This window comes from Arthrobacter sp. U41 (assembly GCF_001750145.1).
Classification (GTDB): Bacteria; Actinomycetota; Actinomycetes; order Actinomycetales; family Micrococcaceae; genus Arthrobacter.
The window spans coordinates 3,892,223-3,907,160 of the sequence record NZ_CP015732.1; the positions used below are offsets into that span (position 1 = coordinate 3,892,223).

12 protein-coding genes and 2 tRNA genes are annotated in these 14,938 nt (G+C 65.9%); 3 read left to right on the forward strand and 11 right to left on the reverse strand.

Translation table 11 applies throughout. The features are described from left to right. The first annotated feature begins 7 nt into the window (after window positions 1-7). On the forward strand, window positions 8-1,048 hold the full coding sequence (locus tag ASPU41_RS17710) for an endonuclease/exonuclease/phosphatase family protein (RefSeq protein ID WP_157357043.1): 1,041 nt from the start codon (window positions 8-10) through the stop codon (window positions 1,046-1,048). 89 nt (window positions 1,049-1,137) lie between these two features. On the opposite strand, the gene ASPU41_RS17715 is transcribed toward ASPU41_RS17710, so the two are convergent. Together ASPU41_RS17715 and ASPU41_RS17720 are read right to left on the reverse strand one after the other, a co-directional pair. Next, the gene (locus tag ASPU41_RS17715; protein ID WP_069952028.1) at window positions 1,138-1,896 is read right to left on the reverse strand and encodes an SDR family oxidoreductase; all 759 of its coding nucleotides are present in this window, start codon (window positions 1,894-1,896) and stop codon (window positions 1,138-1,140) included. 17 nt (window positions 1,897-1,913) lie between these two features. Beyond that, complete coding sequence (locus tag ASPU41_RS17720; protein ID WP_069952029.1) at window positions 1,914-3,485, reverse strand: alanine/glycine:cation symporter family protein; 1,572 nt, start codon at window positions 3,483-3,485, stop codon at window positions 1,914-1,916. A 202-nt stretch (window positions 3,486-3,687) separates the two neighbouring features. Here ASPU41_RS17720 and valS point away from each other — a divergent pair, with 202 nt between their 5' ends. Further along, window positions 3,688-6,294: a valine--tRNA ligase gene (gene valS, locus ASPU41_RS17725; protein ID WP_069952030.1), complete on the forward strand. Its 2,607-nt coding sequence runs from the start codon at window positions 3,688-3,690 to the stop codon at window positions 6,292-6,294. Window positions 6,295-6,647: 353 nt separating this feature from the next. On the opposite strand, the gene ASPU41_RS17730 is transcribed toward valS, so the two are convergent. From ASPU41_RS17730 to ASPU41_RS17755, 6 genes are all read right to left on the reverse strand, one after another. Next, window positions 6,648-7,280 carry a mycothiol-dependent nitroreductase Rv2466c family protein gene (locus ASPU41_RS17730; RefSeq protein WP_069952031.1) on the reverse strand — a complete coding sequence of 211 codons (633 nt, stop codon included), beginning with the start codon at window positions 7,278-7,280 and terminating at the stop codon, window positions 6,648-6,650. A gap of 100 nt (window positions 7,281-7,380) precedes the next feature. Next, complete coding sequence (gene clpX, locus ASPU41_RS17735; RefSeq protein WP_069952032.1) at window positions 7,381-8,661, reverse strand: ATP-dependent Clp protease ATP-binding subunit ClpX; 1,281 nt, start codon at window positions 8,659-8,661, stop codon at window positions 7,381-7,383. Between the two features lie 216 nt (window positions 8,662-8,877). After that, a complete protein-coding gene (locus ASPU41_RS17740; protein ID WP_069952790.1) occupies window positions 8,878-9,537 on the reverse strand; it encodes an ATP-dependent Clp protease proteolytic subunit in 660 nt (219 codons plus the stop codon). A 38-nt stretch (window positions 9,538-9,575) separates the two neighbouring features. Continuing rightward, window positions 9,576-10,223, reverse strand: a complete 648-nt coding sequence (locus ASPU41_RS17745; RefSeq protein ID WP_069952033.1) for an ATP-dependent Clp protease proteolytic subunit — start codon at window positions 10,221-10,223, stop codon at window positions 9,576-9,578. Window positions 10,224-10,467: 244 nt separating this feature from the next. Further along, window positions 10,468-11,871, reverse strand: coding sequence for a trigger factor (gene tig / locus ASPU41_RS17750; RefSeq protein WP_069952034.1), 1,404 nt, complete (start codon window positions 11,869-11,871; stop codon window positions 10,468-10,470). Window positions 11,872-11,940: 69 nt separating this feature from the next. Then, window positions 11,941-12,015, reverse strand: a tRNA-Pro gene (locus tag ASPU41_RS17755). A 133-nt stretch (window positions 12,016-12,148) separates the two neighbouring features. Here ASPU41_RS17755 and ASPU41_RS17760 point away from each other — a divergent pair. After that, a tRNA-Gly gene (locus tag ASPU41_RS17760) sits at window positions 12,149-12,219 on the forward strand. Between the two features lie 106 nt (window positions 12,220-12,325). On the opposite strand, the gene ASPU41_RS17765 is transcribed toward ASPU41_RS17760, so the two are convergent. From ASPU41_RS17765 to ASPU41_RS17775, 3 genes are all read right to left on the reverse strand, one after another. After that, window positions 12,326-13,261, reverse strand: a complete 936-nt coding sequence (locus ASPU41_RS17765; protein ID WP_069952035.1) for an Fpg/Nei family DNA glycosylase — start codon at window positions 13,259-13,261, stop codon at window positions 12,326-12,328. Next, window positions 13,261-13,701, reverse strand: a complete 441-nt coding sequence (locus ASPU41_RS17770) for a ribose-5-phosphate isomerase (RefSeq protein ID WP_069952791.1) — start codon at window positions 13,699-13,701, stop codon at window positions 13,261-13,263. The genes ASPU41_RS17765 and ASPU41_RS17770 overlap by 1 nt, the downstream gene beginning before the upstream one ends. Window positions 13,702-13,871: 170 nt before the next feature. Then, window positions 13,872-14,873 carry a hypothetical protein gene (locus ASPU41_RS17775; RefSeq protein WP_069952036.1) on the reverse strand — a complete coding sequence of 334 codons (1,002 nt, stop codon included), beginning with the start codon at window positions 14,871-14,873 and terminating at the stop codon, window positions 13,872-13,874. Between the last annotated feature and the right edge of the window lie 65 nt (window positions 14,874-14,938).

Below are 14,938 nucleotides of genomic sequence, written 5' to 3' on the forward strand. Positions count from 1 at the left end.
GCCTGCAATGCCTACACTGAATCCCATGATGTTCCGGGCCCGGGGCCGCGCCGCCCCCCGAACGCCGGCCGGCCGGGCTACGGCCCGCTGGCGGTTCCTGGCGGGGCTGGCGGCGGCGCCGGTGGTGGTGGTGTCCGTCTTCCGTGCCGTGCCGCGGGACTGGCCCATCACCGTGGTCCAGCTGGTGTCCTTCACCCCGTGGCTGGTGCTGCCTGCCACCGCCTCGCTGCTGTTCGCGGTGCTGGGCCGCCGGCGGTGGATGGCGGGCGCCGCGGCCGGCCTCGTGGCCGTGCAGCTCTTCTGGCTCGTCCCGCTGGACGACGCCCGGGCTGCCCAGGATTCCGCGGAGGGCACGGTGGAGCTGAGGACCATGAGCCTCAACGCCAAGCTTGGCAAGGCGGACGCGGCGGAAATCGTGAGGCTGGTGCGCGAGCACGGCATCACGCTGCTGACGATCCAGGAATACACCCGGCCGCTCGAGGACCGGCTGGGCGCCGCCGGTCTGGCCGACCTGCTTCCGAACAGGATCAGCGCCCCCGCGGGCGGCGCCTCCGGGAACGCTGTCTACTCCGTCCACCAGCTGGCGGCGACCGGGTTAGTACCGGACTCGCATTTTCAGATGCCGATAATCCGCGTCACCGCGGCATCCCGTGGGCAGCGGGCGGTCGTGGAACTGACGAATGTCCACGCCCGCGCTCCCGTGGGCGTTGGCCTGCCGAAGTGGCGCAATGACCTCGCGGCACTCGGCCGGCAGGTAAACCGGTCCGGGAATGTGGTGCTGGCCGGTGACTTCAACGCCAGCTATGACCATGCCGAGTTCCGCCGGCTCCTGCAGGACGGGGACCGGAAGCTGGTGGACGTGGGAATGATCCAGGGCTCACGGCTGGTCCCGACCTGGCCCATGGAGGACCTGCTGCTGCCCGGCATCACGATCGACCACCTCGTGACCAGTCCGTCGGTTGGCAGCGCGGACTATGCGGTGCACCGGGTGCCGGGAACGGACCACGCCGCCATCATGGCGACGCTGTCCGTCCCGGCCTCCGGTTAGGCCAGGCAACGCGGGGTCACCTACGGCCCATAAACCGGGGGTTTATGGGCCGTAGGTGACCCCGCGTTGGTGTGCCGGGACTTCCGGGGCTAGGCCTTGCGGATCAGCTTGTAGTTGGCGGCCTGGGCGACCGGGCGGATCACGATCTGGTCGAGGTTGACGTGGTGCGGGGCCACGACGGCGAACCGGACGACGTCGGCGACGTCCGCCGCGGTGAGCGGCTTTTCGACGCCCTGATAGACCTTGGCGGCGGCGGCCTGGTCGCCGAGACGGTTCAGCGCGAACTCCTCGGTCTGGACCAGGCCCGGCGCCACCTCGATCACGCGGAGGTTGTGCTCGGCCTCTTCTAGCCGCAGGGCCCCGGTGAGGGCGTGCTGGGCGAACTTCGCTGCGTTGTAGCCGCCGCCGCCCTCATAGGCGGAGAGTCCCGCCGTCGAGGTCAGGTTCAGGACGGTGCCTTCACCGCAGGCGCGCAGCATCGGGAGGAACGCCCGGATGAGCTTCATGGTGCCCAGGACGTTGACCTCGAACATCCATTCCCAGTCCTCGGTCTTGGCCTCGGCTACCTTGTCCGCGCCGCGGGCGCCGCCGGCGATGTTGATGAGCGTGTCGATGCCCCCGGCGCGGGTCACCTCGTCGAGGAGCCGGGCGACGTCGTCGTCATCGGTCACGTCGGCCCGAAGGGCGACGGCGCCGGTTTCCGCGGCGAGCGCCTCCAGCCGGTCCGCACGGCGGGCGACGGCGTACACGGTCCACCCCTCGGTCCGGAGCGCACGCACGGTGGCCTCGCCGATTCCGGTGCTGGCGCCGGTAACTACTGCTGCTTTGTACTGCATTCGCTCATTCATGGCACCACCCTAGTGGATCAGGGCACCGTGCTCGGTTCGAGATCCTCGTCCTCGAGACCCAGGATCTTGAGCTTTCCGCTCTTGCGGTCGGCGAGGTATTCCTTCATTTCGCGTTTGATGACCGGCAGCAGCAGGTAGACGCCGAGCAGGTTCACGAAGGCGCAGACAAACAGTGCAGCATCGGCAAAGCTCAAGACCTGGGTGAAGGTCAGGACAGTTCCGACAACGGTGAAGAACAGGAAAATACTCTTGTAGGTGACCTCGGAGACCTTGCTCCGGCCGAAGAGGTACTCCCAGGCCTTCAGCCCGTAGTAAGACCACGTGATCAGGGTGGAGAAGGCGAACAGCGAGACGGCCACGGCCAGCACCGCCGGGAACCACGGGAGCACCGTGGCGAAGGCATCAGAGGTCAAGATGACGCCGTCGGGGGCGCCGTTCCCGGCCTGCACCGTGTCGATGCCGGCCTGCAGGCTCGGCGCACCGGCGATGACGATCGCGAGCGCTGTCATGGTACATATGACCACTGTGTCGATGAGGGGCTCGAACATGGCCACGAAACCCTCGCTCACGGGCCGGTGGGTCTTGACGGCCGAGTGCGCAATGGCGGCGGAACCCAGGCCCGCTTCGTTGGAGAACGCCGCACGCTGGAAGCCCACGATCATGACACCAACGACACCGCCGGTCATGCCTTCAGCATTGAAAGCCCCGGACACGATCGATCCCAGCGCCGCGGGCACCTGGGGCAGGTTGGCGAGGATGACGAACAGGCAGGCCAGCACGTAGATGATGCCCATGGCCGGAACGAGCTTGCTGGTGGTGACACCGATCGACTTGATGCCGCCAAGGATCACAGCGGCGACGAGCGCGGCCAGGATGACCCCGAAGATCACCGCGGCACCGGCGCTGCCGAGCGGGCCGTCCTCGCCTCCCGTGACGTTTTGCACCTGGGCGAACGTCTGGTTCGCCTGGAACATGTTGCCGCCGGCGATCCCGAAGATCAGGATGGAGACCGCGAAGATGCCGGTGAGAGTCTTCGCCGGAACACGCCCGAACTTCTTGAACGCGACGGGCAGGTATTTGAAGGGGCCTCCGGTCACCGTTCCGTCCGCGTGGATTTCCCGGTACTTCACCCCGAGGGTGCACTCGGCAAATTTCGTGGCCATGCCGAGCAGGCCTGCCAGGATCATCCAGAACGTGGCACCGGGGCCGCCGAGGGCCATGGCGGCGCCGACGCCGGCGATATTGCCCAGCCCGACAGTGCCGGACAGTGCGGAGGTCAACGCATGGAAGTGCGGCACCTCACCGGGATCGGATTTGGACGAGTAGTGTCCGCGGATGACCTCGTGGGAGGTCTTGAGCCCGTGGAACTGGATGAAGCCGAAGTAGATCGTGAAGATCACGCCGGCGGCGATGAGCCAGGCCACGACGGCCGGAAAGCTCACCTCGCCGACGGTGATGGGAAAGAACACAATGGTGGAAACGATTTCGGTGACGGGCTGGAACACCGTATCGGCGGCGCTTTCGACGGCGGCCAGCCAGCCGATCTCGTCGGACGCGGCTTTAGCTGGCACAGCTAGGTAAATAGACATCCCTCTACTAGAACGTTCATTGGACGTGATGGCAATCACACAGCGAATATCCTACATACGCAAGGGCCCCGCTCTGGAGGGTTCCTCCATGGGCGGCATTGACGGAATTGCGCATCGGCCCTGGACGGCCGCGCGGGTGCTGTTCGCAGCCGCCCCGTCGCCCCTGCGCCGCGGGGTACGCCCGCCATGAAAGAATTGCGGCATGGCTGAAGACACTCAGGGTACAGACACGCCCACCACTGCCCCCATCAACGTTCCTGACAGGCCCGCCCTGGAGGGGCTGGAAGACGCCCTCACCCGGCGCTGGCTTGACGAAGGGACCTACAAGTTCAACCCGGACACCACACGGGAGCAGGTCTACTCGATCGACACTCCCCCGCCCACGGCGTCGGGTTCGCTGCACGTGGGCCACATGTTCTCCTACACCCAGACCGACGTCCTGGCTCGCTACCAGCGGATGACCGGCAAGAACGTCTTCTACCCGATGGGCTGGGACGACAACGGCCTGCCCACCGAGCGCCGTGTGCAGAACTACTACGGTGTGCGCTGCGACCCCACCACCGCCTACGACGCCGGCTACCGGCCGCCGGCCGAGCCGGCCAAGAACCAGCGCGACTTCGATGTCGTCTCGCGCCGGAACTTCATCGAACTCTGCGAGGAGCTCGCCGTCGAGGACGAGAAGGTCTTTGAGAACCTCTTCCAGAGGCTGGGCCTGTCCGTGGACTGGGACCTGACGTACCGCACCATCGATGACAAGTCCCGGGCCATCTCCCAGCGCGCCTTCCTGGCGAACCTCGCCGCCGGCGACGCCTACATGGCCGAGGCACCCACCCTCTGGGACGTCACCTTCCGCACCGCCGTGGCCCAGGCCGAGCTCGAGGACCGGGAGGTCGCGGGCGCCTACTACCGGTACCCGTTCTTCACCGAAGACGGCGAGAAGATCTACATCGAGACCACCCGCCCGGAACTGCTGGCCGCCTGCGCTGCCCTGGTTGCGAATCCCGACGACGAACGGTACCAGCCGCTTTTCGGCAAGAAAGTCACCTCCCCGCTGTTCGGCGTCGAGGTGGAGGTCAAGGCCCACCCGCTGGCCAAAGCGGACAAGGGCTCCGGCATCGCCATGGTGTGCACCTTCGGCGACCTTACCGACGTCACCTGGTGGCGCGAACTCCAGCTGCCGACCCGCGCGATCGTGGGGCGCGACGGCCGCATCATCGGCGAGACGCCGGAGTGGGTCACCACCGCCGAGGGCCGCGCCAGCTTCGAGGCGATCGCGGGCAAAACCGTCTTCAGCGCCAAGGAAGCCGTGGTGGAACTCCTGGGCGCCGCCGGCCTCCTCGACGGTGAGCCGAAGAAGATCATGCACCCGGTGAACTTTTTCGAGAAGGGCGACAAGCCCCTCGAAGTCGTGACCTCCCGCCAGTGGTACATCCGCAACGGCGGCCGCGACGCGGAACGCCGTGAGCGGCTCATCGCCCGCGGCCACGAGATCGACTTCCACCCGGCCTTTATGCGCTCACGCTACGAGAACTGGATCTCCGGGCTGAACGGCGACTGGCTGGTTTCCCGCCAGCGTTTCTTCGGTGTGCCGGTGCCCGTCTGGTACCCGCTGGACGCCGACGGCAACCCGGACTACGAGGCTCCCCTGGTCCCGTCCGACGCGCAGCTGCCGGTGGACCCCGCAGCGGACGCTGCCCCCGGCTACGAGGAAGCCCAGCGCGACGCGCCGGGCGGCTTCACCGGCGACGCCGACGTGCTGGACACCTGGGCGACCTCCTCGCTGACCCCGCAAATCGTGGGCGGCTGGAGCACCGACGAGGCGCTCTTCGCCAAGGTCTACCCCTTCGACGTGCGCCCGCAGGGCCACGACATCATCCGGACCTGGCTGTTCTCCTCCGCGGTGCGCGCCGACGCACTGCAGGACTCCGCACCGTGGAAACACGCCGCCATCTCCGGCTGGATCCTGGACCCGGACCGCAAGAAGATGTCCAAGTCCAAGGGCAACGTGATCGTCCCCACCGACGTCCTCGAGGAATACGGCTCGGACGCCGTCCGCTACTGGGCGGCCTCGGCCAAGCTCGGCGCGGACACGGCCTACGAGATCGCGCAGATGAAGATCGGCCGCCGGCTGGCGATCAAGCTGCTCAACGCCTCGAAGTTCGTGCTGAACCTGGGCGCCACCGAGAACTCCGTGGTGTCCGGGGACCTCACCGTGCTCAGCAACCCCCTGGACCGGGCCGTGCTGGCCCAGCTCTCCGATGTGGTCCAGCAGGCCACCAAGGCGTTCGAGAACTACGACTACGCCCGGGCGCTGCAGATCACCGAGAGCTTCTTCTGGCACTTCACCGATGATTACGTGGAACTCATCAAGGACCGCGCCTACGGTGCCGCGGGCGAGGCCGAGCAGGCTTCCGTGCTCGCAGCGCTGGCGACGAGCCTGGACACGCTGCTGCGCCTTTTCGCCCCGTTCCTGCCGTTCGCCACGGAGGAGGTCTGGGGCTGGTGGCGCACCGGTTCGGTGCACCGTGCCGACTGGCCCTCCGCCATCGCGATCGATGGGGACACGAACCTGCTGGCGACCGTCGGGACCGCGCTCAGCGGCATCCGAAAGGCCAAGTCCGAGGCGAAGGTCAAGCAGCGCACCGAGGTGCTCTCCGCGACCATCACGGCCCCGGATTCCCTCACCCTGCAGCTGCAGGCCGGTCTGGCCGACCTCAAGGCTGCCGCCAACGCCCGGGAACTGACCGTGGTGGGCGGCGACGGCGAACTGACCGTCAGCGACGTCGTCCTGGCCCCGGCCGAGGCCTAGGCGCCGCGGCCCGTAGCCGGTTGCCGCCTGTTTTAGGGCAAAGGGGAAGCCCCATCAGCGTTTTGCCGTTGGTGGGGCTTCGACTTTTCGATTGTCACGTGACGTCTTAGACAATCTGGCAAGATCCTTGGATTTTCAGGTCTTCCTACCTCGTCACTGGTAGCCATCATCTGACTTTGCCGAAGGCTGCGTCGGATGAGTGTCACTGAATCTTTGGTTCCTGCGTCCCGCTTCTTTCGAAGTGGGTAAGTCCTATTGTTGTCCTGCCCTTCCGGATGCGCAAGGGCCCCGAAAGAACTACATCTGAGTAATTCTTCCGGGGCTTTTTGCTGTCCGGGGCGTCCTGCGGGGCGTCAGTTGAAGACGGGGTCTTCGGTCCGGCTGCGCTTGATTTCGAAGAAGTACGGGAACGATGCCAGGGCCACCGAGGCATCCCAGAGGCGCCCTGCTTCCTCACCCCGCGGGATGCGGGTGAGCACGGGGCCGAAAAAGGTGGTCCCGTTGAAGGAAACGATGGGCGTGCCCACGTCCTGGCCCACCAGCGAGATCCCGGCCTCGTGGCTGGTGCGCAGGGTGGCATCGATGGCGTCGTTCTGGCCGGCTGCCGCCAGCTCCGCCGGCAGGCCGACCTCGGCCAGGGACTTGGAGATGACCTCGGCGATGTCCTTATTGCCTTCGTTATGGATCTTGGTGCCCATGGCGTCGTAGAGCGCCCTAACATAAGCGCTGCCGTGCTGCTCGGCGGCGGCCGTGATGACGCGCACGGGCGCCCAGGCCTGGAGCAGGAACGCCTTGTACTCTTCCGGGAGCTCCTCGCGGTCCTCGTTCAGCATGGCAAGGCTCATGACGTGCCATTGCGTGCTCATGTCGCGGACGGCTTCCACCTCGCCGATCCAGCGGGAGGTTACCCAGGCGAAGGGGCACATCGGATCGAACCAGAAGTCGGCCTTGTTGTTCTCTGCTGCAGCGGTCACGGTTTCAGGCACGGGTAATCTCCTAAGGAAGTCTGCGGGGGAAAAGCGCACCAGCTCAAAGCACCGGGCATGTCAAAAGTGACAGCGACCGGTGCGGCCCGTTTATTCCGGATCAGGCGGACTTGCGGCGCTTGACGTCGTGGGCGACCATCGTGGGCGCGGCCTTCTTGGAGACGACATCCTCGGTGATGATGACCGTGGCGATGTCGTCGCGGCTCGGCAGGTCGAACATCACCGGGAGCAGGACTTCCTCCATGATGGCACGGAGCCCGCGGGCGCCGGTGCCGCGTTCGAGCGCCTGGTCGGCAATGGTGTTCAGCGCTTCCTCCTCGAAGACGAGCTCGACGCCGTCGAGCTGGAACATCTTCTGGTACTGCTTCACGAGGGCATTCTTCGGCGTGGACAGGATCTGGATCAGCGCTGCCCGGTCCAGGTTGGAGACCGTGGTGATGACCGGGAGCCGGCCGATGAATTCCGGGATGAGCCCGAACTTCAGCAGGTCCTCGGGCATGACCTCGCCGTAGGAGTCGGTGTTGTTTTTGACTTCATTGAGCGGGGCGCCGAAACCGATGCCCTTGCGCCCCGACCGCGAACCGATGATCTCCTCCAGCCCGGCGAAGGCGCCGGCGACGATGAAGAGCACATTGGTGGTATCGATCTGGATGAATTCCTGGTGCGGGTGTTTGCGGCCGCCCTGCGGCGGGACCGAGGCGACGGTGCCTTCCAGGATCTTCAGCAGGGCCTGCTGCACCCCCTCGCCCGAGACGTCCCGGGTAATGGAGGGGTTTTCACTCTTGCGCGAGATTTTGTCGATCTCGTCGATGTAGATGATGCCCTGTTCCGCTTTCTTGACGTCGTAGTCGGCGGCCTGGATGAGCTTCAGCAGGATGTTCTCGACGTCCTCGCCGACGTAGCCGGCTTCGGTCAGGGCCGTGGCGTCGGCGACGGCGAAGGGGACGTTAAGGCGCCGGGCGAGGGTCTGCGCGAGGTAGGTTTTGCCGCAGCCGGTGGGGCCGATCAGCAGGATGTTGGACTTGGCGATCTCAACGTCGTCGTGGTGCACACCCTCGGCGAGACTGCCGCTCTTGGGTGCATGCCCGGCCTGGATGCGCTTGTAATGGTTGTAGACGGCGACGGCAAGGGAGCGTTTGGCGGGCTCCTGGCCGATCACGTATTCCTGCAGGAAGTCGAAGATCTCACGGGGCTTGGGCAGCTCAAAACTGCCCAGGTCAGCTACTTCGGCGAGTTCTTCCTCAATGATCTCGTTGCAGAGTTCAATGCACTCGTCGCAGATGTAGACGCCGGGCCCGGCAATGAGCTTTCGCACCTGCTTCTGGCTCTTTCCGCAGAAAGAACACTTCAGCAGATCCGTGCTCTCGCCAATCCGAGCCATATGTGAACCCCTTTTAGTATCTTGCTGCCGGCTGTATGGAAGTCCTGCGCAGCGCTGCACCCGTTACTGGAATCACGGACGTTCCTTGGGGGACGCCAGCCGTGACATGTTCCACTCTAGGTCACTTTGGGCCTGTTGGGTGGAAAGCCGACGCCGGTGCGGCCACATTAAGGGGACCGCACCGGCGTCGGGTACTGCTTCTTAGGTTATGGTCCGCTACCGGGTGATTGCCTGGGGCTTCATCTTGCGGGAATCAAGCACCTGGTCGATCAGGCCGTAGTCCAGGGCGTCGGCCGCGGTGAGGATCTTGTCACGCTCGATGTCATAGTTGACCTGCTCCGGGGTCCGGCCGGAGTGCTTGGCCAGGGTGTTCTCGAGCCACTCGCGCATGCGCATGACCTCGGCTGCCTGGATCTCCAGGTCCGAGGCCTGTCCGCCCTGGCCGCCGGAGAGCGACGGCTGGTGGATCAGGACGCGCGCGTTCGGCAGCGCCAGGCGCTTGCCCGGGGTGCCGGCCGCCAGGATCACAGCGGCGGCACTGGCCGCCTGGCCCAGGCAGACGGTCTGGATTTCCGGTCGGATGTACGTCATGGTGTCGTAGATCGCCGTCATGGCGGTGAAGGAGCCGCCCGGGGAGTTGATGTACAGCGTGATGTCGCGGTCCGGGTCAGTGGACTCCAGCACCAGCAGCTGCGCCATGACGTCGTCGGCCGAGGCGTCGTCGATCTGGACACCGAGGAAGATGATGCGGTCCTCAAACAGCTTGGTGTACGGGTCCTGACGCTTGAAGCCGTAGGGGGTGCGCTCCTCGAACTGCGGCAGCACGTAGCGGCTGCTGGGCAGGTTGCCGGCAGTCGAACCGAAGTTGTAGTTCATGTTCATTGCTCCTGAATTCATTGCTGTCTGCGTGCCGGTCAGTTCTCGGTGGATGACGTGACAGGGCTCTCGCCCGCGCTGTCGCCGTCGCTGTTGGCGTTGGTTCCGCCGCCGCCGGCCACGGAACCCGCGTGCGCCGCGATCTTGTCGAAGAAGCCGTATTCGAGGGCTTCCTTGGCCGTGAACCACTTGTCGCGGTCGTTGTCCTTGAGGATGGTATCGACCGTCTGCCCGGTCTGAGTGGCCGTCAGTTCAGCCATGACCTTTTTCATGTGCAGGATGAGCTCGGCCTGGATCTTGATGTCCGAGGCCGTGCCGCCGATGCCGCCGGAGGGCTGGTGCATCAGGATGCGGGCGTTGGGGGTGGCATAGCGCTTGCCCTTGGTGCCGGAGGAGAGCAGGAACTGTCCCATCGAGGCCGCGAGGCCGGTGGCGACGGTGACGACGTCGTTCGGGATGAACTGCATGGTGTCGTAGATGGCCATGCCGGCGGTGACAGAGCCGCCCGGTGAGTTGATGTAGAGGTAGATATCCTTCTCGGGGTTCTCGGCCGAGAGCAACAGCAGCTGCGAGCAGATCGCGTTGGCGTTCTCGTCGCGGACCTCGGAGCCGAGCCAGATGATGCGCTCTTTCAGCAGGCGGTTGTAAATGTAGTTATCCTGGGCTGCCGGATCGACAGTAGCCATCCGGGGAGCCCCTGCTTGCTGTGACATGTGTACTTACCTCTCGCTGGCGACGGTGACGCCACTGGACGACATCACTGAACTTTCCTACATGGACACTAACGGTTTTCCCGGCTGCTTTGTGCTCAGGCGCGGGGCTGTTCGCTGACGGCGCACGATTGCCCCGGAGGGTTCATTGCCGGCTTAAAAAACGGCACCCCCGGATCAAAGATCCGGGGGTGCCGTGGAATGACGGGAACAGAAAGTCTTAGAACTTCACTGCTGCCGGGTCATCGTTCTTCGCGGTCTCGGTCGCTGCTTCTTCGGTAGCGGCTTCCTCGACGTCGGTCTCGGCAGCTGCCTCAACCGGCGCTTCTTCGCCGCCGGGGCGGACGAATTCGCTGAGGTCAACCTTGTTGCCTTCAGAGTCCGTGACCTCGGCCTGGCCCAGGACAACGGCCAGTGCCTTGCGGCGGCGGACCTCGGAAACCATCATCGGGACCTGGCCGCTCTGATCGATGATCTGGGCGAACTGGTTCGGGTCCATGCCGTACTGGCCGGCGGTGGTGACGATGTAGTCGATCAGCTCGTTCTGGCTGACATTGACTTCTTCCTTTTCCGCGATGGCGTCAAGGATGATCTCGTTCTGGAAGGCACGCTCGGTGTTGGCCTTGACCTCGGCGCGGTGCTCCTCGGTGTCGTGTTCGCCTTCACCGTGGGCGTTCTCGGCGTTGAAGTGCTGCTCGAGCTGCTCTTCGACGACGGAGTCCGGGACGGGGACCTGAACGAGCTCAACGAGCTTGTCGAGGACCTTGTCGCGGGCTTCAACACCCTGCTCGACGACCTTGGATTCTGCCGCCTGCTTGGCGAGGTCCTCGCGCAGTTCGGCCAGCGTGTCGAACTCGGAAGCCAGCTGGGCGAAGTCATCGTCAGCCTCGGGAAGCTCGCGCTCCTTGACGGACTTGACGACAACCTTGACCTGCGCGGACTCACCGGCGTGCTCGCCGCCCACGAGGGTGGTGTCGAAGATGGCGTCCTCGTCGGCGCTAAGGCCGGTGACGGCCTCGTCGAGGCCTTCGAGCATCGTTCCGGCGCCGACCTGGTAGGACAGCCCTGTGGCGGAATCAACCTCGGCACCGTCGATGGTGGCGGTGATGTCGATCGTCAGGAAGTCCTTGTCGGCGGCCGGACGGTCCACGGACTTCAGCGTGCCGAAGCGGCCGCGGAGTTCGTCCAGGGCCTTGTCGACGTCGGCGTCGGTGGACTCAGCGGCGGCAACCTCAACCTTGATGCCGGCGTAATCGGGCAGTTCGATCTCGGGACGCACGTCAACCTCGGCGTGGAACTTGAGTTCACCGTCGGTGGCGGACGGGTCCGGAACCTCGGTGATCTCGACCTCGGGACGGCTCAGCGGGCGGATTCCGGTTTCCTGGACGGCTGCCTGGTACCAGCCATTAAGGCCGTCGTTGATGGCAGTCTCCAGCACGTAGCCGCGGCCAACGCGCTGGTCAATGAGCTTGGAGGGGACCTTGCCCTTGCGGAAACCGGGAACCTGGATCTGCGAAGCAACAGTCTTGTATGCCTCTGCGATGCTGGGCTTCAATTCCTCAAAGGGGACCTCAACATTGAGCTTGACCCGCGTGGGGGTGAGGTTCTCGACAGCGCTCTTCACAGTCTAAGTACTCCTGGTTTTTAGGGGGTGGGGTTCTGCACCGCCAAGGGTCTGGCAGTACCTGCAGAGTCGGGGTGACAGGATTTGAACCTGCGACTTCCTGCTCCCAAAGCAGGCGCTCTAGCCAAGCTGAGCTACACCCCGTAAGTGCACAGAACAGTCTACGATCATCCTGTGGTGATTTGCACATTTGACACCGGGGCCCTGAATTGGGTTTAGTTGTATCCGGCTTCAACAGCCGCCCGGAAGTTTTGCTGGATGACTCCTGCAAATACCCGGGGACGTAGCTTAATGGTAAAGCCTCAGTCTTCCAAACTGATTACGCGGGTTCGATTCCCGTCGTCCCCTCGGAAATATGACGAAAAAGCCCCTCTTCGGAGGGGCTTTTCTTGTTCCGCAGGAGCTTTGTTCCACAGACGGCCGCTGACCCGCCAACCCGGGCTTCGTGACCCGCTCAGGGCACCTGGCAGGCAGGGCACCAGTAGAGCTTCCGGGCGCCGAGCTCGGTCAGTGCCACCGGAGTGCCGCAGTCCCGGCAGTCCAGTCCCTGCCGCCGGTAGACGAAGTGCGAGTCCACCGCCGCGGGCAGGCCGTTCCGGGCAGAGCCCCCCGCGTCGCCCCCGGCGGCGCCCTCGCCACCCCAGTAGCGCGGGGGTGTGGTGATGATCCGGCCGTCACGGACGCCGTCGGACATCATCGCAACGGTGTCGTCCCAGAGCCGCCCGGCCACCTCCGCGGACAGCGCCTTGCCCGGCAGCCACGGGTCCAGGCCCTGCCGGAACAGCAGCTCCGCACGGTAGACATTTCCGACCCCGGCAATGGCCTTCTGGTCCATCAGGAGGGCCGCGAGCGGCGTGCGCCTGGCCAGGATCCCGGCGATGAAGGCCTCACGGTCGCCGGGAAGGTTGCGCAGCGGGTCGGGACCGAGGCGTGCCCGTACGGCCGCCGCCTCCGCCTCGGTGAGCGTCTGGCAGGTGGTCGCACCGCGGAGATCGGCCCAGCCGTGGGCGCTGGCGAGCCGGACGCGGACGGCGCCGACCGGTGCGGGCGGGCCCTCGTACCGGGCCGGACGGGCCACGCTGCCGTCGTCGTAGATCTCCCGCTCCCCCACCTTGCGTGGCGCCCCAATGCTCGACGCGCCACGGAAAGTCGCATCGCCGCCGAAGTCCCAGGCGCCATAGAGGCCCAGGTGGACATGCAGCAGCAGCCCGTGCTCGAACTCCAGGAACAGGTGCTTTCCGTGCGCGTCGGCGCCGGTTACGGTGTGGCCGTCCAGCAGCGCCGCGCCCTGGACAAAACGTCCCTGCGGACTTGACACCGCGAGCCGCTCCCCCGTGAAGACGTCCCCGAACTGCCGGGCCAGCCGGTGGACGGAATGCCCTTCCGGCACTAGGCGATGACCTCGCCGGTGCGCTCGTAGGCGGCGATTTTGCTGATCCGGCGGACGTGGCGCTCGTCATTGCTGAAGGGTTCGGCCAGGAACGCTTCGATGATTTCGGTGGCTTCGTCGACGCTGTGCTGGCGGCCGCCGACGGCGACGACGTTGGCGTCGTTGTGTTCACGGGCCAGCTTCGCAGTGGACAGGTTCCAGGCCAGAGCGGCCCGGACGCCCTTGACCTTGTTGGCGGCAATCTGCTCGCCGTTGCCGGAGCCGCCCAGGACGATCCCGAGGGCGTTGGTTCCGGCGGCCTGGTCCGCCATCACCGCGAGCGCGGCGTTGATGCAGAACGAGGGGTAGTCATCCAGGGCGTCGTACTCTTTGGGGCCGTGGTCCACCACCTCGTAGCCCTTGGCGCTGAGGTGTTTGACCAGGTGGGCGCTGAGTTCCATGCCGGCGTGGTCGGTGGCGATGTGCACGCGCGGGAAGTCACTTGGGGTCACGGCGTATCCGTTCGTTGGGGCAGACCCGTGGCATCACTCGGGTCTGCGGGGCGGTTTGGCGGCTGTTCCCAGCCTACTAGGGCACCGGAGGGAGGGCTTGTTCGGCCGCCGGACGGGCGTCACAACTCGGTGGCCTCGCCGGTCCGGCGCGCCCTGGCCGCCACCCGCGAGATCACCCGGGCGAGGTTGTCCGCCGTCGTGGCATTCCCGGCACTGACGGTCAGGGTCCGCCCGTCCAGGCGGTCGACGACGACCGCGGGGCCGCTGCTGACCAGCAGCACCGCCGAGGTGCCGCGGCTCCGGTAGCCCCAGCCGCCGTAGTCAGCTGCCCGGACTTCCTTCGGTGTTGCCGCCTCGATGGCCGAGGCCGGCACGTCCATGACCCTGACGAACCCGGCGGCGAAGACCCGCAGGCCGCTCCGGTCCACCCGGAGGCGGGCAAACAGGCTCGCCGCAGCCAGCAGGGCCAGGCCGGCCAGGAGGGCAGCCAGCCAGGGCACGGCGATGGTGAGGAGGGCGGCGGGAAGCAGGGTGGCGATCCCGAGCATCACAAAGACTGAACTGCGGGCGTGGACCCACAGGCTCACTGAATCCCGGGCCAGATCCGGATCCAGTTCGCGGGCCAGGGCCTCCTGCATCGCCTGGTCGTCGTCCGTGGACCAGCGTTCATCGGCTTTGAAGACGAAGCCCATGACGAAGCCCAGCCCCAGGGCAGCGCCGCTGCCCATGGCGAGCACCGCCACGTCCACCTGCGCCTGGCTCGCGTCCGCCAGGCCGAGCTGTCCGACCAGCACTGCGGCGAGAACGGTGGTGATGAAGAGGCTCACGAACAGTCCTGCGCCCATCATGATCCGGCGCATAATGGCCGGACGGGACAGCGGCACGGCCTGCACCAGCACGGCCCAGCCAATCAGCACGATCATGGCGGCACCGCCGCCGATGACGGCCCCGAACGGCGCGAAGTCCGCTGCACCGGCCCCGGTCCAGCGGATGGCCAGCGGCTCGGGCAGATCGGAGCGGATCAGGAACGCGCAGACCACAAACGCCGCCGCGAGCATGAGCGGGAACCCCGCGGCGAAGCGCAGTGCCCTGGCGTCCACAGAATCCCGAAGCTTTCCCATATCCCCAACGCTACCCCCGGCGCTTCGGCGTTCGGTATCTTGAGTGACCCAGGCAACTTGCCAAG